Annotated in this window: 23 protein-coding genes; 8 read left to right on the forward strand and 15 right to left on the reverse strand. The window is 66.2% G+C overall.

Annotated elements, in window-relative coordinates; genetic code table 11:
- Positions 1 to 7 precede the first annotated feature (7 nt).
- From sctT to AVMA1855_RS14635, 4 genes are all read left to right on the forward strand, one after another.
- Positions 8 to 871: a type III secretion system export apparatus subunit SctT gene (sctT, locus tag AVMA1855_RS14620; protein ID WP_284394248.1), complete on the forward strand. Its 864-nt coding sequence runs from the start codon at positions 8 to 10 to the stop codon at positions 869 to 871.
- 319 nt (positions 872 to 1,190) lie between these two features.
- On the forward strand, positions 1,191 to 3,365 hold the full coding sequence (locus tag AVMA1855_RS14625; protein WP_284426259.1) for a pectate lyase: 2,175 nt from the start codon (positions 1,191 to 1,193) through the stop codon (positions 3,363 to 3,365).
- A 253-nt stretch (positions 3,366 to 3,618) separates the two neighbouring features.
- A complete protein-coding gene (locus AVMA1855_RS14630; RefSeq protein ID WP_284426260.1) occupies positions 3,619 to 4,074 on the forward strand; it encodes a hypothetical protein in 456 nt (151 codons plus the stop codon).
- A gap of 49 nt (positions 4,075 to 4,123) precedes the next feature.
- On the forward strand, positions 4,124 to 6,277 hold the full coding sequence (locus AVMA1855_RS14635; RefSeq protein WP_284426261.1) for a hypothetical protein: 2,154 nt from the start codon (positions 4,124 to 4,126) through the stop codon (positions 6,275 to 6,277).
- Positions 6,278 to 6,423: 146 nt separating this feature from the next.
- Here the strand turns inward: AVMA1855_RS14635 and AVMA1855_RS14640 are convergent, their stop codons facing one another.
- On the reverse strand, positions 6,424 to 7,887 hold the full coding sequence (locus AVMA1855_RS14640; protein WP_284426262.1) for a leucine-rich repeat domain-containing protein: 1,464 nt from the start codon (positions 7,885 to 7,887) through the stop codon (positions 6,424 to 6,426).
- A gap of 243 nt (positions 7,888 to 8,130) precedes the next feature.
- Here AVMA1855_RS14640 and AVMA1855_RS14645 point away from each other — a divergent pair, with 243 nt between their 5' ends.
- Positions 8,131 to 8,841: a hypothetical protein gene (locus tag AVMA1855_RS14645; RefSeq protein ID WP_284426263.1), complete on the forward strand. Its 711-nt coding sequence runs from the start codon at positions 8,131 to 8,133 to the stop codon at positions 8,839 to 8,841.
- A gap of 17 nt (positions 8,842 to 8,858) precedes the next feature.
- On the forward strand, positions 8,859 to 9,566 hold the full coding sequence (locus AVMA1855_RS14650) for a metal-dependent hydrolase (RefSeq protein WP_284426264.1): 708 nt from the start codon (positions 8,859 to 8,861) through the stop codon (positions 9,564 to 9,566).
- Between the two features lie 40 nt (positions 9,567 to 9,606).
- On the opposite strand, the gene sctN is transcribed toward AVMA1855_RS14650, so the two are convergent.
- The 14 genes from sctN to sctC form a co-directional block, all read right to left on the reverse strand.
- The gene (gene sctN, locus AVMA1855_RS14655; protein ID WP_272565633.1) at positions 9,607 to 10,929 is read right to left on the reverse strand and encodes a type III secretion system ATPase SctN; all 1,323 of its coding nucleotides are present in this window, start codon (positions 10,927 to 10,929) and stop codon (positions 9,607 to 9,609) included.
- Positions 10,922 to 12,010 (reverse strand): type III secretion system stator protein SctL, encoded by a 1,089-nt coding sequence (gene sctL / locus AVMA1855_RS14660; protein ID WP_284426265.1) that lies wholly within the window; start codon positions 12,008 to 12,010, stop codon positions 10,922 to 10,924. The genes sctN and sctL overlap by 8 nt, the downstream gene beginning before the upstream one ends.
- The gene (locus tag AVMA1855_RS14665; RefSeq protein ID WP_284394238.1) at positions 12,004 to 12,627 is read right to left on the reverse strand and encodes a type III secretion protein HrpB4; all 624 of its coding nucleotides are present in this window, start codon (positions 12,625 to 12,627) and stop codon (positions 12,004 to 12,006) included. The genes sctL and AVMA1855_RS14665 overlap by 7 nt, the downstream gene beginning before the upstream one ends.
- Before the next feature lie 40 nt (positions 12,628 to 12,667).
- On the reverse strand, positions 12,668 to 13,507 hold the full coding sequence (sctJ, locus tag AVMA1855_RS14670) for a type III secretion system inner membrane ring lipoprotein SctJ (protein WP_284394236.1): 840 nt from the start codon (positions 13,505 to 13,507) through the stop codon (positions 12,668 to 12,670).
- A gap of 23 nt (positions 13,508 to 13,530) precedes the next feature.
- A complete protein-coding gene (locus tag AVMA1855_RS14675) occupies positions 13,531 to 13,914 on the reverse strand; it encodes a type III secretion protein (protein WP_272565623.1) in 384 nt (127 codons plus the stop codon).
- Positions 13,915 to 13,941: 27 nt separating this feature from the next.
- The gene (locus tag AVMA1855_RS14680; protein ID WP_284394235.1) at positions 13,942 to 14,418 is read right to left on the reverse strand and encodes an HrpB1 family type III secretion system apparatus protein; all 477 of its coding nucleotides are present in this window, start codon (positions 14,416 to 14,418) and stop codon (positions 13,942 to 13,944) included.
- Between the two features lie 226 nt (positions 14,419 to 14,644).
- Positions 14,645 to 14,845 carry a hypothetical protein gene (locus AVMA1855_RS14685; RefSeq protein ID WP_284394234.1) on the reverse strand — a complete coding sequence of 67 codons (201 nt, stop codon included), beginning with the start codon at positions 14,843 to 14,845 and terminating at the stop codon, positions 14,645 to 14,647.
- A 76-nt stretch (positions 14,846 to 14,921) separates the two neighbouring features.
- Positions 14,922 to 15,125, reverse strand: coding sequence for a hypothetical protein (locus AVMA1855_RS14690; RefSeq protein WP_284394233.1), 204 nt, complete (start codon positions 15,123 to 15,125; stop codon positions 14,922 to 14,924).
- An 82-nt stretch (positions 15,126 to 15,207) separates the two neighbouring features.
- A complete protein-coding gene (locus AVMA1855_RS14695; protein WP_284394233.1) occupies positions 15,208 to 15,411 on the reverse strand; it encodes a hypothetical protein in 204 nt (67 codons plus the stop codon).
- Between the two features lie 82 nt (positions 15,412 to 15,493).
- Entirely contained in the window at positions 15,494 to 15,697 is a 204-nt protein-coding gene (locus AVMA1855_RS14700; protein ID WP_284394232.1) for a hypothetical protein, read from the reverse strand.
- A gap of 109 nt (positions 15,698 to 15,806) precedes the next feature.
- A complete protein-coding gene (locus tag AVMA1855_RS14705; RefSeq protein ID WP_284426266.1) occupies positions 15,807 to 16,232 on the reverse strand; it encodes a hypothetical protein in 426 nt (141 codons plus the stop codon).
- 18 nt (positions 16,233 to 16,250) lie between these two features.
- Positions 16,251 to 16,514: a hypothetical protein gene (locus tag AVMA1855_RS14710; RefSeq protein WP_284426267.1), complete on the reverse strand. Its 264-nt coding sequence runs from the start codon at positions 16,512 to 16,514 to the stop codon at positions 16,251 to 16,253.
- Between the two features lie 26 nt (positions 16,515 to 16,540).
- Positions 16,541 to 17,533 (reverse strand): secretion protein, encoded by a 993-nt coding sequence (locus AVMA1855_RS14715; RefSeq protein ID WP_284426268.1) that lies wholly within the window; start codon positions 17,531 to 17,533, stop codon positions 16,541 to 16,543.
- Positions 17,530 to 19,458, reverse strand: a complete 1,929-nt coding sequence (sctC, locus tag AVMA1855_RS14720) for a type III secretion system outer membrane ring subunit SctC (RefSeq protein ID WP_284426269.1) — start codon at positions 19,456 to 19,458, stop codon at positions 17,530 to 17,532. Before sctC ends, AVMA1855_RS14715 begins: the two co-directional genes overlap by 4 nt.
- Before the next feature lie 347 nt (positions 19,459 to 19,805).
- On the opposite strand from sctC, the gene AVMA1855_RS14725 reads away from it, so the two are divergent.
- A complete protein-coding gene (locus AVMA1855_RS14725) occupies positions 19,806 to 21,320 on the forward strand; it encodes a methyltransferase regulatory domain-containing protein (RefSeq protein WP_284426270.1) in 1,515 nt (504 codons plus the stop codon).
- On the forward strand, positions 21,320 to 22,048 hold the full coding sequence (locus AVMA1855_RS14730) for a lytic transglycosylase domain-containing protein (protein WP_284426271.1): 729 nt from the start codon (positions 21,320 to 21,322) through the stop codon (positions 22,046 to 22,048). The genes AVMA1855_RS14725 and AVMA1855_RS14730 overlap by 1 nt, the downstream gene beginning before the upstream one ends.
- The last annotated feature ends 124 nt before the right edge of the window (positions 22,049 to 22,172 follow it).

The following is a 22,172-nucleotide window of genomic DNA, read 5'->3' on the forward strand; positions in this document are numbered from 1 at the left end:
GGTGGCGATGGACCCCTCCATGCAGCAGGGGCTGGGCCTTTTCCAGCTGACCCTCGATCTCAAGGGCTTCTTTGCCGTGCTGGCACTGTCCACTGCGCGCATCTATGCCGCCATGCTCGTCATGCCGGCAACGAACGACATGCTGCTGTATGGGCGCACTCGCGGTGGGCTCGTGCTTGTGCTGGGCGCCTTTGTGGCCTGGGGCCAGCCGACCGAACTGCTGCATTCGCTGACCGCCGTGGACATGGCGGTGCTGGTGCTCAAGGAGGGCGTCATCGGAATGCTGATCGGGTTCGCGGTCGGCACCGTCTTCTGGGTGGCCGAGAGCGTGGGCATGCTCATTGACAACCAGACCGGCTACAACAACATCCAGCAGACCAATCCGCTCAGCGGCCAGCAGAGCACGCCGGTGGGCAACCTGCTGTCGCAACTGGCCATCGTAGGCTTTTACATGCTGGGGGGCATGCTGGTCTTCATCGGCCTGCTGTTCGATTCGTACGAGTGGTGGCCGCTCACGGGCGTCATGCCCAGTTGGTCGGTGCTGATGGAGCGGTTCCTGCCGACCGAAGTCACCAACTACGCCGAAACCGTGCTCAAGATCGCCGGACCGGTGATCGTGATCCTGATGCTCATTGACCTGGGCATTGGCTTGCTGGGAAAGGCCGCAGAAAAGCTGGAGCCCAACAGCCTCGCGCAGCCCATCAAGGGGGCGACGACCATGCTGCTGCTGGTACTCCTGGTGGGCGTTTTCTTCCAGCAGGTGCGGCCGCAACTCACGATGCGGCCCGTGGCCGAGCGCATCAAGCGTTTGCTGTCGCCTGCGGCCTCGCCCCCTGCCTCACCCCAATCGCCGGCGGTGCCCCATGGATAACGCTGAGGGCAACCGGCAGGCCGCGCAGTCCCGCCTTCGCAGCTGGACTGCCAGCCTGTCCTGTGCATTGGCGGCGCGCCGATGCGCTGTGTCGGTGAGGTGTGGACGTCCCCTCGTGCCGTCGCGCCTGCAGTGTCCCAGCGATGTGCACCGCGGGGCCGGGGTTTCCCACCACGTGTCGATTCGGTCGCCACCGCAGTCAGTCGCTTTCTCTGAACCCACGCCGTCGCGCAACACGGTGGATCCCTCCGCCGCATTTCTCTGTCTGAGCCGCCATGGGGTGGGCAGCTTTTTTTTCACTTTGCCTTAAGGAGTCAGTATGTCAGTCAATTTCCAAACCCAGACCACCTCCCGGTTCAACAACAACCTGGATTCTCTGTCGGACAACCAACAGAACTCTTCCCAGAAACTGCAGGACGAACTGCTCCAGCTGGTCGTGCTGGTGCTGCAGCAAGTCATGAAAGCGATGGACAAAGACGGTTCCGACAGCAAAGCGGGCGGCACGGATGGTGTGTCGGGCAAGGGCGGCGCGGGCAGCGCCAACGGAGGCGGCGGCGCGAACAAGGGCCAGGGCGTGGCCGGCCTGATCCAGCAGTTCGGCGAGTTGCTGCAGCAGATCGCCAAGTCCATGGAGCAGAACTCGCAGAAGAATCCTGCCAGCGATCTGGCCAAAAGCATTGCCGACAAGCTCGGCGGCGGTGGCGGCAACACGCTCGATGAAATGGGCAAGGACAGCGGCAGCGGTGGCAACCTGCTGGAGCAACTGGGCGAAAGCTATCTGCGCCAGATCCTGGACAAGATGACCACAGGCGGCACGGGCAGTGCCGGCGGCACGGGGCAAACCAACGGCGGCGGCAGTGGTGGCGACGGCAATACAGGCGCCAGCGACATTGGCGATCTGGCCAAGCAATTCATCGAAGCACTGCTGTCGGGTGGCTCGGGTGCGGTGGAAGACCTGGGCAGGAAAAACGGTACGGGTGGCACCGGAGGCACGAACGGTGCCGGCGGCACTGGCGGCACTGGTGGCCCTGAGGGCGCGGACGGCACGCAAAGCGGCGACGGCCAGTCGTCGATCCAGCAGCTGCTGCAGGTGCTCGAGCAGATTCTGCAAATCCTGCAAACCCTGCAGGGCGGAAAGGCGGAAGGCTCTGGTGGTGGCGGTGGGGCCGGCGGCACCAAGGACTCTGGCGGCAGCAGCAATGCCGGTGGAACTGGCGGAACTGGTGATTCCGGTGGAGTCGATGGAACTGATGGTGCAAAAGGGCAGGGCTCGCCGGGCGACATGCTCAAGCAATTGGTCGAGGCCCTCATCAAGGGCGACAGCAGCGCATTGGACAAGCTGGCCAATGGCGACAAGCAAAATGGTGGCGCACAGGATGCAACCCAACAACTGATGGAGTTGCTGCAAAAGCTGATCGAACTCCTGACGGGCAAGAAGCCGGACGAGTCCGATAGCGAGTCGGGTGGAGGCGGTGGTGGCGGCGGCACGCAGCCTTCTGCTGGCGGTGGCGGCGGCACGCAGCCTTCTGCCGGTGGTGGCGGCGGCACGCAGCCTTCTGCTGGTGGTGGCGGCGGTACGCAGCCTTCTGCTGGTGGTGGCGGCACGCAGCCTTCTGCTGGTGGTGGCGGCACGAAGCCTTCTGCTGGTGGTGGCGGCACGAAGCCTTCTGGTGATGGTGGCGGCACGAAGCCTTCTGGTGATGGTGGCGGCACGAAGCCTTCTGGTGATGGTGGCGGCACGAAGCCTCCAGTGGGTGATGGCGGCGGTACGGAAAAGCCTTCCACCGACAAGCCTTCCACGACGGGCCCTTCTACCGGCACTAAGCCTTCCGAGACCCCTTCCACTACGGGTTCTGGCTCTGGCGGCAAGGTAACTGGCATTCCACCCGCCAGCGGCGAAAAGATCGTCAATGAGCCCATTGTGGTCAAGGCCGGCACCACCTTCGACGGCGGCAACGTGCATTACAAGGCGGGGCCTGCTCTTGGGGACGGCGGCCAGAGCGAGAATCAGAAGCCGGTATTCATCCTGGAACCCGGTGCTACCCTTAAGAACGTCCAGATTTCCGGCGGCGATGGCATTCACACCCAAGGCAACGCCACCCTCGACGGCGTGTTTGGCCGCGATGTGGGTGAGGACTTCATGACGAAGAAGGGCGAAGGCGACGTGGTGTTCAAGAACGGCGGCGCGGCGAATGCCACCGACAAGACGTTCCAGCTCAACCACGGCGGCGCCTTCTCCATCGACAACTCCTTCTTCGATGGCACCAGCAAGCTGGTCCGCACCAACGGTGGCAAGGACTTCGCGACCGACATCTCGATCACCAACTCGACGATCAGGAACGTCAAGGAAGCCGTGGTGCGTACCGACGCGACGCAGGCCAACATCAAGCTGGCCAACAACGACATCGTTGGCGCGCCCCACGATGTGCTCGCACCCGCAGCCACCAAGGTGGAAGGTGCGGAAAACCGCGGTACGAAGGCCTTCACGGGCTGATGAAAAAGAGGCTGGAAGTCTGCTGCGCCATGCCAGCGGATCTTCCGGCCTTGCTTGGCCACAGCGGCTGGTGCATGCAGGCGTTCGCCTGCCCTGCCAGCCGCTGCGCCTGCGTGCGGCGCATCCCGCCGCCACACGGCCTGCTGCCTCGTTTTCAGCAGCAGCGGCAGTGCAATGTCTTTCCGTCGGTGCCACCTCCGTGCCCTGATTTCTCTCCCACACCCCCCCACTCAATTCGTCATAGGACACTCCCATGAGCGCCCCATCCACCGTTGCCCGCGTGCCCGAGGCCGCGACGCGCGCCCAGATCGATTTCCTGACCCAGTTGGCCGTGCACATCGGCCTGCGGGCGGAAGACGGCCTTCTCCTGGTGGCCCCGCGGGTCATCAGCGGGCCGGCCGGTTTGGCCGGCCGTTTCCATTTGCACCGCGAGCATGCCGCGGTGCTGCCCGAAGTGCTGCTGCCGGTCGCGGCGCAAGAGCTCGCCGGCCCGGAAGTCTTGAAGCTTTTGACGCTGCAGGCCGTGGTCCTGAAGGAGTTTGGCTGGTATCTGGGAGCATCCGCTGAGGGCATGCTGCAGCTCAGTTCGCTGTCCTGGATCGAGGCGCCTCAAGACGCGGCCACCGCCATGGACATGCTCAACGGAATCGGGACCAGCGTGCTGCAGGCACTGCTGGACGAACCCGCGCCAGCGCCGTCCTCGGCTTGAGACCGGCTGACCCTCCGTTTCACGAATTTCTGGACCCAAGGACACTCCCATGGACCACCCGAACATCACTGGCCGCAGCATTCGGTCTACCCCCCATCGGACCGATGCCAACACCACGGCCGCCAGCCACACGACCGAGCGGCCCCGGACGCAAACGCTCGAGCACCAGGACTTGAGCCCGCGCACCGCGCCAGGCACCGCCGAGCCGTCCACTCCGATGCGCCGAACAGCGCTGCCCGAACGGAGCACCAACTCCCCGCCGGCGTCCGGAAGCTACGTCGCCATCGACATGCCGTCCCCGAACGAAGACCTTGCCAATGCCGGGGCCTCCCGCAGCTGGATGGAGACCATGCAGTCGGGTGGACGGCGCATGGCGCAAGGCTTGGGGGCTGCATGGACCGGCGCCCATGCCCTGGCGGGACAGGTGGGATGGCGAGGCCAGGCGCCACAGCCTGCAGCGGCCCAGGCGACCGATGTGCAGGCGCCGGTGCAAGACATCGCCATCGATATGGTGGACCTGGAGGCCGGCATGCCGCATGTGGCGGTCGATCCCCCGGCCGCAGACCGTTCCGCTCTGTCCGCGGGCGGCCGCTTGGTGGCCTTCCTGAGTGACATACCGTTTCGCATCGAAAACGCGCAGCAGAGCGAAATGGCGGAGCAGTACATGGAATGGGCCCGGCAAAAGGCCGATGCGCGGGAGGCCGCCGGGGCCGAGGGCTACTCGCTGCGGGCTGGCGATGCGGCCTTGCCTGCGGGGTACGATTTTGCCCGGCAGTTGTTGAGCTCGATGGCGCGTTCGCCCGCCACCAATGCGATGGCCACCGCCATCGGTCCGCGCTCGGGCCTGAATGCCGAAGGCCAGTCGGTGAACATCGGAGAGTTGAGCAACCAGTACGATCCGGCGCTCGCGGGCGGCACCCTCGGGGGGCTCACCGCGCACATGGTCGATACCACGTTGCTGTCGGCCATGGACCGGCGAGCGGCCTTGGCCAACTTTCCCCAGTTCAAGGCCATCGATCCCCAAGTGCTGGTCCCCGACCCTTGCCCGGTACAGATCCGGGTGGTGAACGGACACAAGGAGTTCTGGAGGCCGGTGACGGCAGACTCGCTCGGTGGCCCGAGGCATTTGCCCACGATGAACGAACTGAAGGCCCAGGCGGACCTGCGGCGCAAGTCGGTGACCACGCTGCAGGCCGCCCTGGATGGCAAGCAGTGGGGGGTATTGGCCCAGCCGCTGATGACGGCGGGCTTCAATGTGCTGCGCCGGCAGGTGATGCCGATTCACGCGTTCACCAATCCCGCCTTGGTGTTCGCGCACTCGCTATGGGCTTCGGGGCTCGGAGGGGGCGTGACCAAGCTGGCGCTGGGCATGGGCAAGTCCGTGGCCTATGCCAACCTGGACGATTTCGCGGGTGGAACGCAAAAGGCCAACGTGTTTGCCAAAAGGCTGCCCCAGCCCGGGTTACCCGCGGCGGGGCTGGCCGACATCAAAGGGTTGCCAGGCTATGGCGCGGAGGTGGCCAAGGAAACGCTGGCATTGACGCAGCACTTCTGGATCGGCCCCTGGCGCACCAGCGGATCATGGTTGCCCAATGGCGACGACGTGCGTGCCCGGGTGAGCGACATGGGCCGGTCGCTGGCGTCCAATGTGATGGCAGGCGTTGCCTCGACCGGCATCGGCGCCCTGGTCGGACAATTGGGGCGGGGCGGCTCCAACTCTGCCCTGCCAGGCGAATCCCTGCGATCGCAGGGCTACATGCTGCAGCAAGCGGGCCAGAGTTCTTCCAACGATTTCGTCTGGCAGGCCAGCAAGGAATACCTGGGCGGCGCGTCGCACAGCCTGAACGACTCTCTGGACAAGTCGCGAAGCAACAAGCTGGTACGGCTGTCGAATGCTGCTTATCTAGCGCAAAAAGAGGTGGTGGACCTGGCTGCAGAGCTGCAAGGCGCGATTTCCGAACAGGATGGCGATGACGCGATGTACCTCAGTGCGGCGATGGACACGCTGGCCGGACTGCGGGATGCCCGCGAGGCGAAATTGGCTGACCTGGAGATCGCTCAACGGCTGCTGCGAGGCGGTGCGGCTGGCGTTGGTGGCCACCGAGACGAGATCGCGCAGATCCAGGGGTTGGTCGATCAGACCCTTCGCACCCTGCAGCACCTGGGCGAACTGACCAAGTGGGTCAAGCCCAAATCTGATTGAGTGAGGGAATAGGTGCGGGTTGGCAACTGTTGCCAGTCCCGCCGTCGCGGCTGCACGCCAAGCCGAAGCGGGCATGCATCAGCGGCCGGGCCCTGCCCCGGCTGTCCGGCCGGGGTGATCGGCCAATCCGGCGTTGCCGGAAATCTTCAACCGAGGGCGGTCATCAGTGCGCGATGCGTTTGCGCATACGCGCGGTTCCCCCGCTCTGAAAACGGGTTGCTCCACAGGTCCAGCGATGCCAGCGTGCGATTGCCGGCCAGCGCGTGCGCACCCGACTCGCCGATCCGGTTGCGGGCCAGGTTCAGCTTTTGAAGGCGAGGGTTGGCTGCCAGGGCCCGCGCACCGCCGGAGCCGATCTGGTGGCCCTCCAGGTCGAGTTCGGTCAGGCAGGCGCTGGCGGCCAGTGCGCAAGCGCCGGCTTCCGTGATCTGCACGGTGCCGGCCATGTCGTTGCGCAGGACCAGGCGAGTCAGCGTGCGGGAGCGGCCCAATGCGCACGCGCCGGCATTGCCCACTTGGCAACTGCCCACATCCAGGCAGACCAGGGACGGGGCGTCGGCCAGCGCCTGGGCACCGGCATCGCCAATCGGGTTGTGACGCAGGTCCAAGGTGGTCAGGGCGGTGTGCTGCGCCAGGGCGTGCGCACCGGCCGTGCCGATGCCGTTGCCTGATGCGACCAGAGTGTGCAACCGTGGCATGCGCGCCAGAGCGCCGGCGCCCTTGTCGCCGATCCGGTTGCGTTGCAGGTTCAGCGATTCCAGGAACGGGTGTGCCGCCAGGCTGCGCGCACCGTCCTCGCCGATCAGGTTGCCGCCCAGTACCAGATGGGTCAGGCTGCGGTTGCTGCCCAGCGGGGCGATGGCCGGGTCGCGCAGCCGGTTGTCGCTCAGGTCGAGCGAACGCATCCCGTGACTGCGGGCCAGGGCCCGGATGCCCTCGGCTCCCAGCGTGGGGTTGCTGCGCAGCTCCAACACCTGAAGGTGGGGGTTGGCCGCCAAGCCGGCCGCTCCCGCATTGCCGATACCGCAGTCGTTCAGCCGCAACGTTTGCACGCCGGGGTTTCGAGCCAGCGCGCGAGCGCCTTCATCGCCAATCGGGTTGTGGCTGAGGTCCAGGCAACGCAGCGTGGGATGGCCTGCGAGGATCGCGGCGCCTTGCGCATCGATGTGCAGATGGCGGGCCGTGAGCGAGCGCAGATCCAACTGGCAAAGTTGTGCCAGGCCTGCGGAACTGATCCCTTTGCAATGCAGCAGTTCCAGCTCCTCGAGCGACCCGGGCAGGTGCTGCAGATCCGCGTCGCTGAACTCACCCCGCAGCACCATCTTGCGCAACCCGGGGAAAAGTCCGTCCTCGCAGATGTCGAGCAGGCCCTGCGTGCCACGCACCACCGGCACGCCAGCCTGCCCCTCGGACAGGTCCCGCACGGGGTGCTCGGCCGGCCGGGCGGCTGCTTGCTTTGCGGCAGGCGCCAAGGACGCGCCGCCCATGCGATGGGACGATGCGCGGCGCAGGCGATGGGCGCTGGAGGCCTTGGCGCTCAGCCAGGCGAAGAGGCCGCCCGCTACCGGGCGCAGTTCTGTAGGGGGGCTTTTCAGGATAAGGCTGTTCATGGCGTTCTCGCGTTGATCGGGATGCCTCCAGGGTAGGCAGCCATACCCAGCGCAGGCAGCCGGCATGCGAAGCGATCGACCGACAAGCGAGCGGGCCAGGCCAGCGGTGGCCGATTGCACGGGGTGTCATCAGCCTTTCATACGGGCTGGCGATCATCCGACCCCATGTCTTTCGATATGCAGATTCGGCGCACCGCGCCAGCGGGCTCCTGGTTGCCATCGCGCAGAGCGCGTTCGCCAGCCATGGCGCCCCAGAGCGTTTCACGGGTGGCCAGCCGGCCCCGTGCGCGGTTTTTGGGTCTGGACGACATTCCGCAATTGCTGCGCCTGGAAGCCCGGCAATGGACGCCGGAGCAAGCCGCTGACGAAGCAACTCTGCAAAGTCGCATCCTGGCGCATCCCGATCTGTGCGTAGGTGCGTTCTGCCCTAAAACAGGGGAGGCGCTGGCATCTCTTTTCATGAAGCCGGCCTGCCGTGAGGCATTGGTGGCCGCCCGTTCCTGGCACGATTGCGCGGGACAACCGGGCGGCGCGCAGCCTGGCGGCAGCCTCTTCGGGATCAGCCTGACCAGCGTGGACCCGGAGGCGGCCTGCCAGTTGATCCGTTTCTTCTGGCCCCATGCGCTTCGGCATGGCTGGCGCGACATCTATCTGGGATCGCCGGTGCCCGGTCTGCGCCGCGCCTTGCAGGAAGGGCTTGCGCCCGATGCGGACACCTATGTGCATTCGCGCCGCGGCGGCCTGCCGGCCGATGCCCAGCTGCGGTATTACCACCGCAAGGGCTTCCGCGAGATCGTCGGCGTGCGGCCGGACTATTTCCCGCACGCAGATTCGCTGGACCACGGCGTCCTGCTGCGTGGCACCGTGCCGCTCGCGGCAGCATGGCCCCTGTGGCGCATCCTGCCGTTTGCGGTGCTGCGACGTGCCACGCACTGGGCTGGAGCGCTGCTTTGACCGCGACGCATGCCCGTATGGTGCCCTGGAATGGGGGCCTGTTCCGCACGCGGTTCTTCGACGCCCTGTCGCTGTTGCTGCCGTCCGGCGAAGCCTTCGTGATCGATGCCATCTCCGATGCGCTCCAGGCCGACGGCGGGCAAGGCGTCTTGGCCCCCGCACTGCGTGACGAGGCCCTGCGCTTCGTGCGCGAAGAAGCCACCCATCAGCGAGCGCATCGCCGTTACAACGAGCGCCTGGCGCAGACCGGCGTGCCGGTATCCAAACTGGAGGGGCGGGTTGCGGCGGCGGTCCAGGACCTGGCCGGTCTGCCGCTGCCGACACGCCTGGCACTGGCCGAGGCGTTCGAGCACCTGACCGCGTTGCTCTCAGCGCAGGTGCTGCAGGGAACGACCTGGCTGCAGGGCGATGGCCGTGAGGCGCGGATGTGGCGCTGGCATTGCGAGGAAGAGGTCGGACATCGCCATGTGGCCTCCGATGTGGCCCGTGCGTTCGGTGTGGGCTATGCCCGGCGTGTGGCATGCCTGGCGCTGGCGACGCTTTACCTCGGCATCGATCTGTCGCGTCTGATGACAGGGCTGTTGTGGCGGGACATGGTTGACGGCCACGTGCGCCCGCTGGGCCTGCTGGGGCAGGCAACGCGGTTCGCATTGCGCACGGCGCCCGGCGTGGGCCGCATGGCCATCGCCTCGCTCGCCGGTCTCTTGCCCCGCCGCCTGGCCTGACCGTTGGCCCGATCCCGGCCGGTGGGCCGTGGACGTGGGGTCAGCCGTTGGCCACCTGTGCCAGGGTGCCCACCGATCGGTCGAAATCCCAGAGATCCGATGTGGCCTGGTTCAGGAAATCCAGGATCTGGGGCATTTTCTGCATGGCCTCGTCCGCGAGCGCATCGTTGCCGGGCTTGTACTCTCCCATCTGCACCAGCGGTTCGATCTCGTCGTATTTCGCCATGAGGCGGCGAAAGTGCCCACCCGCCTGCTGATGGTCCTTGGGCACGATCTGCGACATCACGCGGCTCAGGCTGCCCAGCACATCGATGGCCGGGTACTGGTTGCGCGCCGCGATCTTGCGCGACAGGATCATGTGGCCGTCCAGAATGCCTCGCACTTCCTCGGAGATCGGGTCGCCACCGCTCTCGTCCTCGTAAAGAATGGTGTACAGCGCCGTGATCGAGCCCACCGCACCCATGCCGGCCCGCTCCAGCAGGCGGGGAATCTCGGCGAACACCGAGGGCGGGAAGCCGCGCCGCGCAGGGGGCTCGCCCGCCGCCAGGCCGATTTCCCGCTGCGCGCGGGCGAAGCGGGTGAGCGAGTCCATCATCAGCAGCACCTTCAGGCCCTGGTCCCGGTAGTACTCGGCCACGGCGGTGGCCACGTGGGCTGCCTTGGCGCGTTCGCTGGACGACCGATCGGAGGTGGCGCACACCACCACGGACCTCGCCATGCCTTCTTCGCCCAGAATGAACTCGACGAATTCGCGCACTTCGCGGCCCCGTTCGCCGATGAGCGCAATCACGCTGATGTCGCACTCCGTGCCACGCGCCAGCATGCCCATCAACGTGCTCTTGCCTACCCCCGCCGGGGCGAAGATGCCCATGCGCTGGCCTTCGCCCAGGGTGAGCAGGGCATCGATGGCCTTCACGCCGGTGGGCAAGGGGTGCTCGATCATTTCCCGCTCCATCGGGGTGGGCGGAAGGGCGAACACCGGGCGCCGCTCGAGGCAATCGAGCGGGCCCTTGCCATCGATGGGTTGGCCCAGGCTGTCGATCACCCGGCCCAGCAGCTTGGGGCCCACGGGGACGGACAGCACCTCGCCCAAGCCGACCACCGCCGAGCCGCCCCGCACGCCGAGGATCGATCCGAACGGCGACAGGATGCTCTGGCCGTTGGCAAAGCCGATCACCTCGGCGGCCTGCAGCAAGCCACCACTTTCATCGAGCACATGGCAAAGCTCGCCGAGCTTGGCGTCCAGGCCGGTCACGCGCATCAAGGTGCCGATCACCTCGACGACCTTGCCACTGCGGCGAACGATCGTCGCGGAGGCAATTTCCTGCTCCATCCATTGGGGCAGTCCGGAGACTTCAAGCATGGTGCTTTTCCTCTTCGTCATCGCCGTCGCCGGCCGTCCCGTTCATCGGGTCCAGGGTTTCGAGCCAGTCCGTCGCATCGTCTTCGTCTTCCAACGGCTTGGCGGATGAGAACCAGTTGGGCGAGTCGTCTGCCCTCTGGGTCAGAGGCGGTGCAACGGATGCCAGGGTTTGCTCGGGCACCGGCTCTTCGGTGCCCAGTGGGTCCTCGGGTACGACAGGCTCCTCCGCCTCTTCGGTTTCGGCTTCGGCTTCGTCCGCCTCCAGCCACTCCGTGGCTTCGTGGGTGGACGGCGGCTGGACCCCATGCAAAGGTTCGATCTCGATCTCTTCGGGGTCTGGCGGCGTACTGGCTTCCTGCGAAGCATTGGCCATCGCCAACCGGGTGGCCCGCTCCAGTGCAGAGCGCACACCAGCGAGCTGCACGCCGAGGCTGGTGTCGAGCCGGCCGATGTCGGACTCGAAGATGCAGGAGCCCAGCGCGAGCGATGCGTCGGTTTCGACGCGCACATCGGGCTCGTTCGGCCCACGCACGGCCGAGGCAATGGCGGTGCGTGCCGCGTCGGCCTCGTCCGGGTGAACGCGAAGGCTGGCCGTTCCGGCTTGGCGCAGCGCATCCTTCACGGTCCACAGGGCGCGCCGGAACAGGGCTTCGCGCGATTCGGACTGCACGATGCGCTCGACGGCCAGCGCGACCACGCCGGCCAGCTGGGTGTCCATGGCGTGCCAGGCGGCTTCATGCGTGGCCTTGAGCTGCGCGAAGCGGCCGTGCCACCGCGCTGCGGCTTCGCGCTCGCCATGGGCGTAGCCCAGTTCCCGCTCGGCAGCGGCCTCCCGCCGGGCCTCGTCCACCAGGGCTTCGGCCTCCTCCCGCGCTTGCTGCAGCAGGGCCTGGGCCGACTGTTCGGCTTCTTCGGCGGTGTGCAGTGCCTGCGCTTGGGCTTCCTCGCGGATGGCGGCGCATTCATTTCGGACGCTCTCCAGCAGCCCCAGCACGCCGGTCACTGTGGGGATTTCATGGGCCCGGAGGATGCCGGTATCGGTGCGCAGGTGGGCGCCACTCGGGTTGGACCAGATCAGCATGGTGTGCCTTCGAACAGGGATTCCAGACGCTCCAGGCGGGCATGGGCCGGACTGAGTGCCGCTGGCACATGCCGGGCGCGGGGCTCGTCCTGCCGCGACAGGGGCAGGGACAAGCGGGCCAGCCGGCGCAACCCCCGGTCGGGCCACACGCCTTCCCGCACCAGCTCGCGATAACCGACCCAGGCCCACGCGAGGGGCGTCCACGCTGCAACTTCACTGGGCACGGGCGTGCCTTCCTGAAGGCCGCGCAGGGCCCCGTAGGCCGGCCCCAGGCATTGCTGCAGCGCCGCCCGCGATGTGCGCTCGACGCAGCAGCGCAGCACACCGGGCCGTCCCAGCAACGCGAGAGCGCACAACCGCGATAGCATTTTTTTCCGGTCCATCAGCGCGAGACGGCTGGCGGGGTGGTCCAGGGAGGGCAGGGGGGGCAGGGGGCCGCAGCTGCGTTCATACAGCGCAATGGACATGCGCTGTCCCACGGCCCCCTGGTCCCAGTCCTGGGCGGATTGCGCCAGTCCGAGCGGGGCACGCCAGCTCGGGTCCATGCCTTCGTGCAGGGCTTCGAGCCGCAGCTGGAGCGCCTGCGCCAGCGAGGCGAGTTGGCTGGCCCGGCTCATGGCCGCTGCCCCAGGCCATTGTCCGTGTCGGGGAGGGGCGTCATGCCGAGGCTCCCGCGGCCGTTGTGGTCGACACCGGGATGGGTTTGGCGGCATCGGCGGCGGGTTGCGATGCGCTGGCTTCCTTGCGCCGCAGCGGCGCTGGCAGCCATGCGGGGCGCTTCCAGGCCAGCCATCCACCCGCCGCGGCAAGGACGAACAGCACGGCGGCCAGGCCGATCCACAGGCTGTTGTTGGACTCTTCCTTCAGCACGGCAGGGCTCAAAGGCATGCCCGGCACCAGGGTGACGGTCACGTTTTCATAGGCCAGCCCTTCGACGCTGCGTGCCACCATGTTCTTGATGCCGGCGACCAGCCCTGCCAGGTTGGCGCTCTCGCGGTACTTGATGAAGACCGAAGCGCTGGCCGGCTTGACCGAGGATGCCAAGGGGTCGTTGTTGGGCAGCACGATGTGCACCCGTGCGGTGACGACGCCGTCGATCTGCGACAGCGTGGCCTCCAGCTGCTGGGCCACACCATAGATGAAGCGCACCCGTTCTTCGGTCGGCGTGGAGATGAGGCCTTCCTTCTTGAACATCTCGCCGAGCGTGACGTGGCGCTCGCGGGGCAGGCCATAGGACCGCAACACGGTCAGCGAGCGAACCACATCGTCCTGGTCGACCTGCACGTTCCAAGTCTTGCCGGCATCGGTGGTGGCCTTGCTCACCTGCACACCGCTTTCCAGCAGGGCGGCCACCATGTCGTTGGCATCGGTTTCCGTCTGCTTGGTATAGAGGTCCGTCTTGCAGCCGGTGAGGGCCAGCAACAGCAGCAACGGGATCAGCGCGCGGCGCGCGAACTGGCGGTAGGTCGCCGCGCGGGAGCAGAGGGATTGCGCCATGATGGGTGCTTCGCTGAAGGGGGTTATTGGTTGCGCATGAGCGTCTGCAGGCCGGTCTTGGCGGTTTGCGCAAGGCTGCTCATCGCCTGGACCTGGAAGTGGGTGCCGGCGAACTGGTACATCAGAGTGACCTGGTACGCCGTCAGGTCCACCCCGGGCGGCTGCTGGATCGCGGCCTGCATGAGTGCCGCCGTGTCCTGGATTTCCTTGCGGATGGACTCGTCCTGATTGATCAGCATCTTGCCCAGCGTGGACGGGCTCTCGGTCTCCACGGAGGACAGCGGGGGCGCGTCCTTCATCATGCGGGCGAATTTTTCCGCGACGGCGCTCATGTTCATCGAGGGGCTGGACGCCTGATCGACGATGAGGGAACTGGATGCCGCGCCAATGCTGCCGATGGGGTCCATGGTGGATTCTCCGGAAATGAAGGGGTGTCAGGCGCGCATGAACATGAAAGGCATCTGGAACGCGGAAACGCTGGCGGCCTCGGCGGGCTTGGGTGCCTCGGTGGTTTCCTGGAACGTGCCTGCGGCCCGGGCCCGGTTGATGACCAGGCCGCTGACCAGTTCGAGTGCGTCCGGGCCGGCGTTGCCTTGCTCCAGCTCGTTCAGCGTCATCTCCCAGCCGCGATCGCCCAGCATGTATTGGCAGTTGGCGATCATGGCTTTCGCGGAACCCCACTGTTCCGGGTGGTTCTCCAGAGTGCGCACGAGCTGGATGCATTCGCGGTAGGCCCCGCGCCGGAAGGAAATCCAGCCGTCGATCATGTCCAGCTCCGCCACTTTGGGGCGCACCGTGCGGATTCCGGCAAGGATGTCCGACGCCTCGTCGTTCATGCCCTGGGCGATGGTCCGGTAGACCAGTTTGATCAGCGCGGTAACGAATTCCTTGCGCTCAAATTTCGGGTTCATAAAAACACTCCTGTTTCTTCTGCATAGACGGCCTGGGCTCGCGTACAGCCCTGCGCCGGCGTCGGTTGATGGTCCGCCTCGGCGCTCACCAGTACGACGTACGAAGCGCAAGCCAGAAGGGTCACGATCGTGGTGATGAAAGGTGGCATGGCCTGCGGCGGCTGCGGACAGGCTTGCAATCCATGCGCGGGGGGAACGCCTTGGATCCAAAGAGGATCCGATCGCTTCATCCCGCAGCCTGCGCAAGCTTGTCCGTCATGCTCTTGGAGCTTTTCTGGAACGCGTCGGCCATGTTGGAGATGACGGAGTTGCGGCCTTGCTTCTCGCTCAGCTTGGCTTGCAGTTCCGTCATGGCGTTCTGGTTGTCCTGCTGCTGCTGCATGCGGGCCATCAGGGCCTTGGTGTCGCCATCTGCTTTGTTGACCATGGGGGCTCTCCTGTGAGGGAAAAAGTAAAAGGCTGTGCTGCGCCATGAGCGGTGCGGCCCATGGCGCGATGCAGCATCAGCCCGCGCCTTGCGCTTGCTTGTCCGACAGGGCCTTGGAGTTCTTCTGGAACGCATCGGCCATGTTGGAGATGACGGCGTTCTTACCTTGCTGCTCGCTCAGTTCGGCTTGCAGTGCCGTCATGGCGTTCTGGTTGTCCTGCTGTTGTTGCATGCGGCCCATCAGCGCACGGGTATCGCCATCTGCTTTGCTCGTCGACATGATTGAATTCCTTTAAAAGTTGAACGTTGGAAAAGAGAAAGTGCAGCACCATGAGCGTTGGAGCCCATGGCGCGATGCCGCTTTAGCCCGCGCCTTGCGCTTGCTTGTCCGACAGGGCCTTGGAGTTCTTCTGGAACGCATCGGCCATGTTGGAGATGACGGCGTTCTTACCTTGCTGCTCGCTCAGCTCGGCTTGCAGTGCCGTCATGGCGTTCTGGTTGTCCTGCTGTTGTTGCATGCGGCCCATCAGCGCACGGGTATCGCCATCTGCTTTGCTCGTCGACATGATTGAATTCCTTTAAAAGTTGAACGTTGGAAAAGAGAAAGTGCAGCACCATGAGCGTTGGAGCCCATGGCGCGATGCCGCTTTAGCCCGCGCCTTGCGCTTGCTTGTCCGACAGGGCCTTGGAGTTCTTTTGGAACGCATCGGCCATGTTGGAGACGACAGCGTTCTTACCTTGCTGTTCGCTCAGTTCGGCTTGCAGTGCCGTCATCGCGTTCTGGTTGTTCTGCTGCTGCTGCATGCGGCCCATCAGGGCTTTCGTATCGCCGTCTGCTTTGCTCGTGGACATGTTTGGATTCCCAGGTGAAGTGCGGAACATTCCGCGTTGCTGAAGGCCACACCGCGCGGCCTCCATTCGTTGAGGCATGCCGGCCGGATGCCGCCATGCCAATTTCGGTTCAGTGGAGGGAGACCCCCCGGCCTTGCTGGCCCACGTACTTCAGCACCCCGAAGGCGGCTTCGCGCACCTCCTGGTCTGAGTGGGTGGCCAGCACGTTGTCGATCCAGTAGCGCCAGCCCCGGTCGCCGCCAAAGAGCATCGCGACGGCCATGGCGATCTTGTTCTCGCCGTTCTGAGGTTCTTCCTCGATGCGCGCTGCGAGGGCCTCCCGCGCTTCGCCCAGTTGGCCGGCCATCGCCATGGCAACGGTGCGGTACAGCGAGTAGCCGTGGGCATCTTCGAGCGTCATCTCGACGGTGGAGTGGATGGTTTGCGCGTCTTCGCCCACCCGGTAGATCGTGCCCAGCAAACCCACGGTCATGAGGTTGCGGTAGATCACCGGATATGCGCTCTTGGCCGCGGTGGGTGCTTCGAGGACCAGCATGGAGGGGCTCCTTGTGTCTCAGACGGCCAGGGTGGTGCCGTGCAGGGTTTCCCAGATCCGCTGGATCACGCGCTGCGACGCGTAGAACGCCTGGATCAGCTGCGTGACGAGCTGGCGCTCGGCGTCCACCTGGGTGGACTTCAGCATGTCGCTGCTTTCATCCGCGATCTCCGCGAAGTAGCGGATCATGGCCCGCGCACGGTCGCCACTCTTGTCCTCGGTGAGCGCCTGGTCCAGGTTGGCGAGGTCGCTGAAGATGATGGATTCGTTGGAAGCAGTCATGGTGTTGGCGTTCGTTGGGTGAAGGGTTAACGGGAAACCGACCAGTCGTTGGCGGCCAGGCTCTCTGCATTCGGCGGCGATAGGTGCTTCACGCCGTCGCGTGTCTGTACGTACTGCAGGTCCCCGGTGTTCATCAGCGCGCTCATGCGCTTGACGCCTGCAGGGGGCAGTTCTGCGGCGCTCACGTCGATCCGCTTGACCAGCGGTGCCAAGTCGGACGCGATGCGCGTGGCGCTGTCCTTGAGCGCCGACAGGTTCTGCGTGTCGCCGGTGACGTTGAAGCGTCCTTCGCCCAGGTGGTGGACACGGAGTCCCGGGCGTGCAATCGCGTCGGCGATGCTCTGCTCCACTTCGGTGCTCGTCGCATAGGCGTGCACGATGCGTTCCGACTTGAAGGGCGCCAGCAGCTGGCGTACCGTGTCGGCATCCGAGGCTTCGGCCAGCAGGCCGCGCACGATGACGCCATCCGCCTGGGCAATCACCTCCAGCCCGGAGACCGGGGCCGTCGCCAGGGCGCGCTGAACCCGCACCAGGAGCGGCTCCTTGGGCGCCGCCTCACGTGCGACGGAGTCGGTGGCGGGGCGATCCTTCTTGGAGGGGCTCAACGGCGCGACGGCCGCACTCAGCGCCGCGGTCATGAGCGCGGTTCCCACCACCGCCGAAAGGACCACCGGCGACACCTTGCGGCGTTGGGGAGCGACCACGGGGACCTGGCTGAGACGGGCGATCAGATCGACGCTGGCGGGCCAGGTGGCGTTGCCGGGGCCGGTACACAGCACGATGTCACCCATGCGATGGGGCGTGAAATCCTCCATGGGGAGCCATGCCGGAGCAGAGCCTTGTGGCGACAGCGCGAACTGAATCATTCCGTCCTCTCCCGCTTCGATCAACATCGCATCCGAAGTCCAGTCGGTGAGCTGGATATCTGCTGCGTCTTCCGCGCTGATCAGGTAGCGCGTTGAAGTCAAATTTATCTGTGCGCCGGCATGCTGGCCGGTCAGTATGCGAAGCTGCTTCATGGCTTGCGAACCTCGTTCAAAAAGGCGACAGGGGCGGCGGGCGAGCCGTTGTTGAGAAGGCGCGGCGTGATGAGGAAAAGCCGCTCGGTGCGCTGCGTCTGGCGCTCGTTGTTGCGAAATGCCCCGCCCACGAGCGGCAGCTTGGAAAGCCCGGGAACGGCGTTGTTCTGGGATTGCTCCGACTCCACGGTGATGCCTCCGATGAGCAGGCTCTCGCCCTCGCGCACATGGGCTTCGGTGCGGATTTCGGTTTTCTTCACGATGGGGACCTGGTCCACCACGTTCGTCTCGAACGCTCCGTCTTCGATGTAGAGCGTGAGCTTGATGTTGTTGCTGCCGTCCATGCGGGTGACCTGCGGCGTCATCTCCAGCAGCGTGCCGGCCTCGATCTGGAACAGGTTGGCTTCCAGGTTGCCGGCCACACGCACCGTTGCCACGCGTTTTTCGCGCATGACGGCGGTCCGGTTGGCGACGCCCATGACGGAGGGCTTGGACAGGACGCGGGCCTTGCCCTCGCCCTGCAGGGCGTTCACGCGGGCCAGCAGATGGCGGCCCGCGTCGGCCACGATCGTGCCCAGCGCCGCGGCAGGCATGAGGCTGTTGGACAGGTTCATGCTGATGTTGGTGTCGCTGCCCCGCAAGGTCCAGTTCACGCCCAGTGCATCCACGCTATCGGAGTTGACCTCGATGATGGTGGCCTCCAGTTCGACCAGCTGGGGCTTTTGGTCGAGCCGGCGGATCAGGGTCTCGAACTCCGCCATGCGGTCGGCGCGGCCGAAAACCACAACCGAGTTCGTGCCCTCGTCGGCCTCGAAGCGCGGCTGGTTGTCTTCTTCGGGGTTCTTCGCAGGGGGCGTCAGCGGCCGCAGGTCGGAGGCCGGCGTGCTGGCGTCCTGGTTGGTGGCGCGCGGCAGCGGGGGCAGGAACTGGTTGGCCGAAGGCAGGGGGATGTACGCACCGAGCTTCTTGCGCGTGTTGTCGGTGTCCTTGTCCATCATCCGCACCAGGGGAGCGATGCTGGCGCCTTCCTTTTCGCGCTCGCCGTAGAGCTTGCGCAGCATGGAGGCGACCCCCGGCACGGTGGTGTTGCCCACGGCCCGGTCGCCTGCCGAGGCGAACTGGAGCGAGAAGACGCGCGCCGTACGGGCGTTGTTGTCGGTCACACCCGCGTCGAGTGCTTCGAGGGCCGAACTCACCAGTTCCAGGTGCCGGGGCGGACCGGACGCATACAGCGTGCTGCTGGCCTCGTTGAACCGGATGGGGTAGCGCTTGTCGCCCAGGTCGAACGACTGCAGCAACTCCGCCACCTGTTCCCGGTTGAAACCCTTGAGCCGGAACATGCGGCTTTGCATGGAGCGGCCCGGATAGAAGTACAACGCCGACCCGTCGTGGTACCACAACAGGTTGTAGGCACGGGAGACGCTGTCGAGGAATTCGCGCGGCTTGAGATCGAAGTTGGCGTTGACCACGCCGTCCACCCCGTCGGCCACGATGGCTGGGGTGCCGCGGCTGGCGGCGAAGTCCTGCAGCACGTCCGCAATCCGCTTGTTTTCCGCCCGGTAGACGAATCGGCCCTTCTCCCAGGCCGCCGGTTCGATGGCGCTGGGTGGCAAGGGAAGGGCTTGCGCGGCGGACAGCGATGTGGCCCGGGCCGATGGCATCGTGACGGGCCGGGTGGCCACGGCGGCATCGCCCTGGGTGCGGTCCGCCGCCGGAACGGCGAAAGGGTTGGCGGAGGCGGAAATGCTGGAGAGGCTGCCCAACTGGTGGGACATCTTCATGTAGCCCATGGAGGGCTGTGCGAGAGCGGACCCGGTGAGAGACAGGGCGAGCAGCACGGCGGCGAGGGTGTCGCGCTGAACGGCTCCCATGCCGCAGGCCGAGGGGGCGGATGGCTTGCGAGGGATGGGGGCGGTGGACTTCAACGCAGTACTCCGGTTCGTTGTCTGGCAAACGAAGAGTAGGTGGGGCCCACCGCCGTCGCGGCACCGCAGGCGAAGACACGGCCCGCGGCGCGAAGGCCATGATTTCGGTGGTTCAGGGCCCGTCGCCAGGGTTGTCACGAAGGGCACCGGTAGGGGCGCCGGCATGCGCGGCATGGGGCGGGCAGGGTGCGACATGGTGCCTCTGCTTCGCCTTTCCGGCCATCGTTTCGACTGTTGGACCGGCCTGGCCGCGCGTTGCGGCTGCAATGGGCGCAGCCGTTGGTGCCTTTCGCGAAAAGCGAAGGTGCACACGCCCTGTCACCGTCCCAACGCTCAGAGGAAGACCGATGAAATCACCCCAGCCCGCCGTGCTCGACGTGCGCAGCGAACCCTATACCCGCGGTTACTACCGCGCCCTCTCGCCCGCGCAGATGAGCGTGGCTCTGGAGTCCCGCGGCGTGTGCGGCCCCGATCTGTCGGCCCCACTGAACTGCTTCGAGCTGGGCATGGGGTTCGGCCTGCCGCTGGTGGCGCATGCGGCCTGCTTTCCGCACATGCGCTTTTACGGCAACGACTTCAACCCCCATCACGTCGCCTATGCCAACGAACTGGCCCGGGACGCGGGCCTGTCGAACGTGGAGGTGTTCGAAGACGCCTTCGAGACCTTGCTCGATCGTGACCTGCCCCCCATGGACATCATCTCCATGCACGGTGTGTACTCCTGGATCTCGCCGTCGCTGCGCAAGGTGGTGATGCGTTTCATCGCCGAGCGGCTGCGCCCCGGAGGCGTCGTGTTCGTGAGCCACAACGCACTGCCAGGCTGGGCCGCGCAGATGCCGCTGCGCGAATTGGTGAACCTGCATGGGTTGCGCCAGGTTCCGGTCAGCGCAACGCCGATCGAGCGGTTGTCGCAAACGCTGGATTTCCTCGACGATTTCGCCAAGGTGAACCCCGCCTATTTCTCCGACGACCTCTCGGTGCAGGCGCGCCTTTACGGGCTGCGGCGGCTCGATCCGCACTACGCTGCGCACGAGTATTTCAATCCCGACTGGCACCCCATGCACTTTCACCAGGTCGCCGCCGAGATGGCCGAGGCGGGGCTGGAGTTCGCAGCGCCTGCGGTGCTGTCCCAGCAGGTGGATGCGGCCATCCTGCCCCCGGCCACGCGGGAGTTGCTTCGGGGGGTCGATGACCCGGTGCTGCGGGAGACCCTGCGCGACTTCGCGGTGAACCGGTCCTTCCGCTGGGATCTGTACACCCGGGGCGCTCCCCAGGCCAGCGCGCAGCAGCATGTGCAGTTCCGCCTGGACAGGTCCTGGATCCTGGCCACCGCGCGCAGCGAAACCCGCGAGAGCCCGTTGTCCGATGGCGCCGCCGACCATGTGGACGGCGCCACCGCCCTGCGCCTGCTGGACGCGCTGGCAGAAGGCCCCGCCACCGCCCGCGAACTGGCCCGCCGGCCCGAGCTGGCATCGCTGGGCGCGGATTTCATTGTCGATGCCTTGATGCTGCTGGAAAACGAAGCCCAAGTGCATCCCGCGTTGCCCGTGGCACTGCGTGAGAGCGCTCGGGAATCGGTGCAGCGCTTCAACAAGGCGGTCATGCAGCGGCCGGACGACGATGGACTGCATTACCTGTCCTGCGCCGCCAGCGGCCAGGCCATGGGCTGGTCGCCGCTCGCCATGGCGCAGATCCGTGCCGCCTGCCAGGGCGCGCAGACCGCGGACGAAATGGTCCAGGCGATGCGGGCCCGGTTCGAAGGCGAGGGCGAGGGCCAGATGCCGGCCGAACGCCTGGCGCACAGCGCCCGCTGCTTCTTTGCCAGCCGTGCCCCGGTGCTGCGCCACCTGGGCCTGTTGTGATGGTGCGCTGGCAGCGCCATGCGCTGGTGGCAGCGGCGGCGCTGCAGGCGTGTGGCGCCAACGCACTCATCGCCTACGACTGCTGGGTGAAGGGGCCGGAGTCCGATCCGGTGCGCGTGGCGTTCGACATTGCCAAGCGCTATCCGGCGATCGTGGGGCAATGCCGGGCGGTCGAGCTGCCTGACCCGCCGGCCGATCCGGCAGACGCGGACGATCCCGTGGCCAGCGCGGCCGCCGTGGCAAGCGTGCGCGTGATCCGGGCCCCACGCACCGTTGGTGCCGCGCCGTCCGGTGGGGTCTGGCCCACGGCGATGGTGACGCCCCGTTGGCGCCACGAAGCGCTGTGGCCGGTGATCGAGTCGGCCGCCACCCGCCATGCCATCGACCCGCACCTGGTCCAGGCCGTGATCGAGGTGGAGTCGGCCTACGCGCCCAACGCCCGATCGCCCAAGGGCGCGCTGGGCCTGATGCAACTGATGCCGGCCACGGCCGCGCGCTTTGGCACGCCGTCCTCCGCCGACCTGTTCACGCCCGCCGTCAATGTCGAGACCGGGGTGCGCTATCTGCGCTTTCTGGCCGACAAGTTCAGTGGCCAGACCGAGCTGGTCCTGGCCGCCTACAACGCGGGCGAGGGGGCGGTCGTGCGGCACGGCTACAAGATTCCCCCCTTTCGCGAGACGCAGGATTACGTGCGCAAGGTGCTGGACAGGTATCCCGCCACCCGCTGATTTCCCTGATTTCCACGAGGGCCGCGACATGATCGCCGGCCCTTTTTTTTCGTTCGCTCGGCAGCGGCGGGCAAGAAAAAGGGACGATGGCCTGGGGCATTGCCCAGGCCATCGTCCCCATTGC

Origin of the sequence: Acidovorax sp. SUPP1855 (assembly GCF_030158955.1) — a bacterium.
GTDB lineage: Bacteria > Pseudomonadota > Gammaproteobacteria > Burkholderiales > Burkholderiaceae_C > Paracidovorax.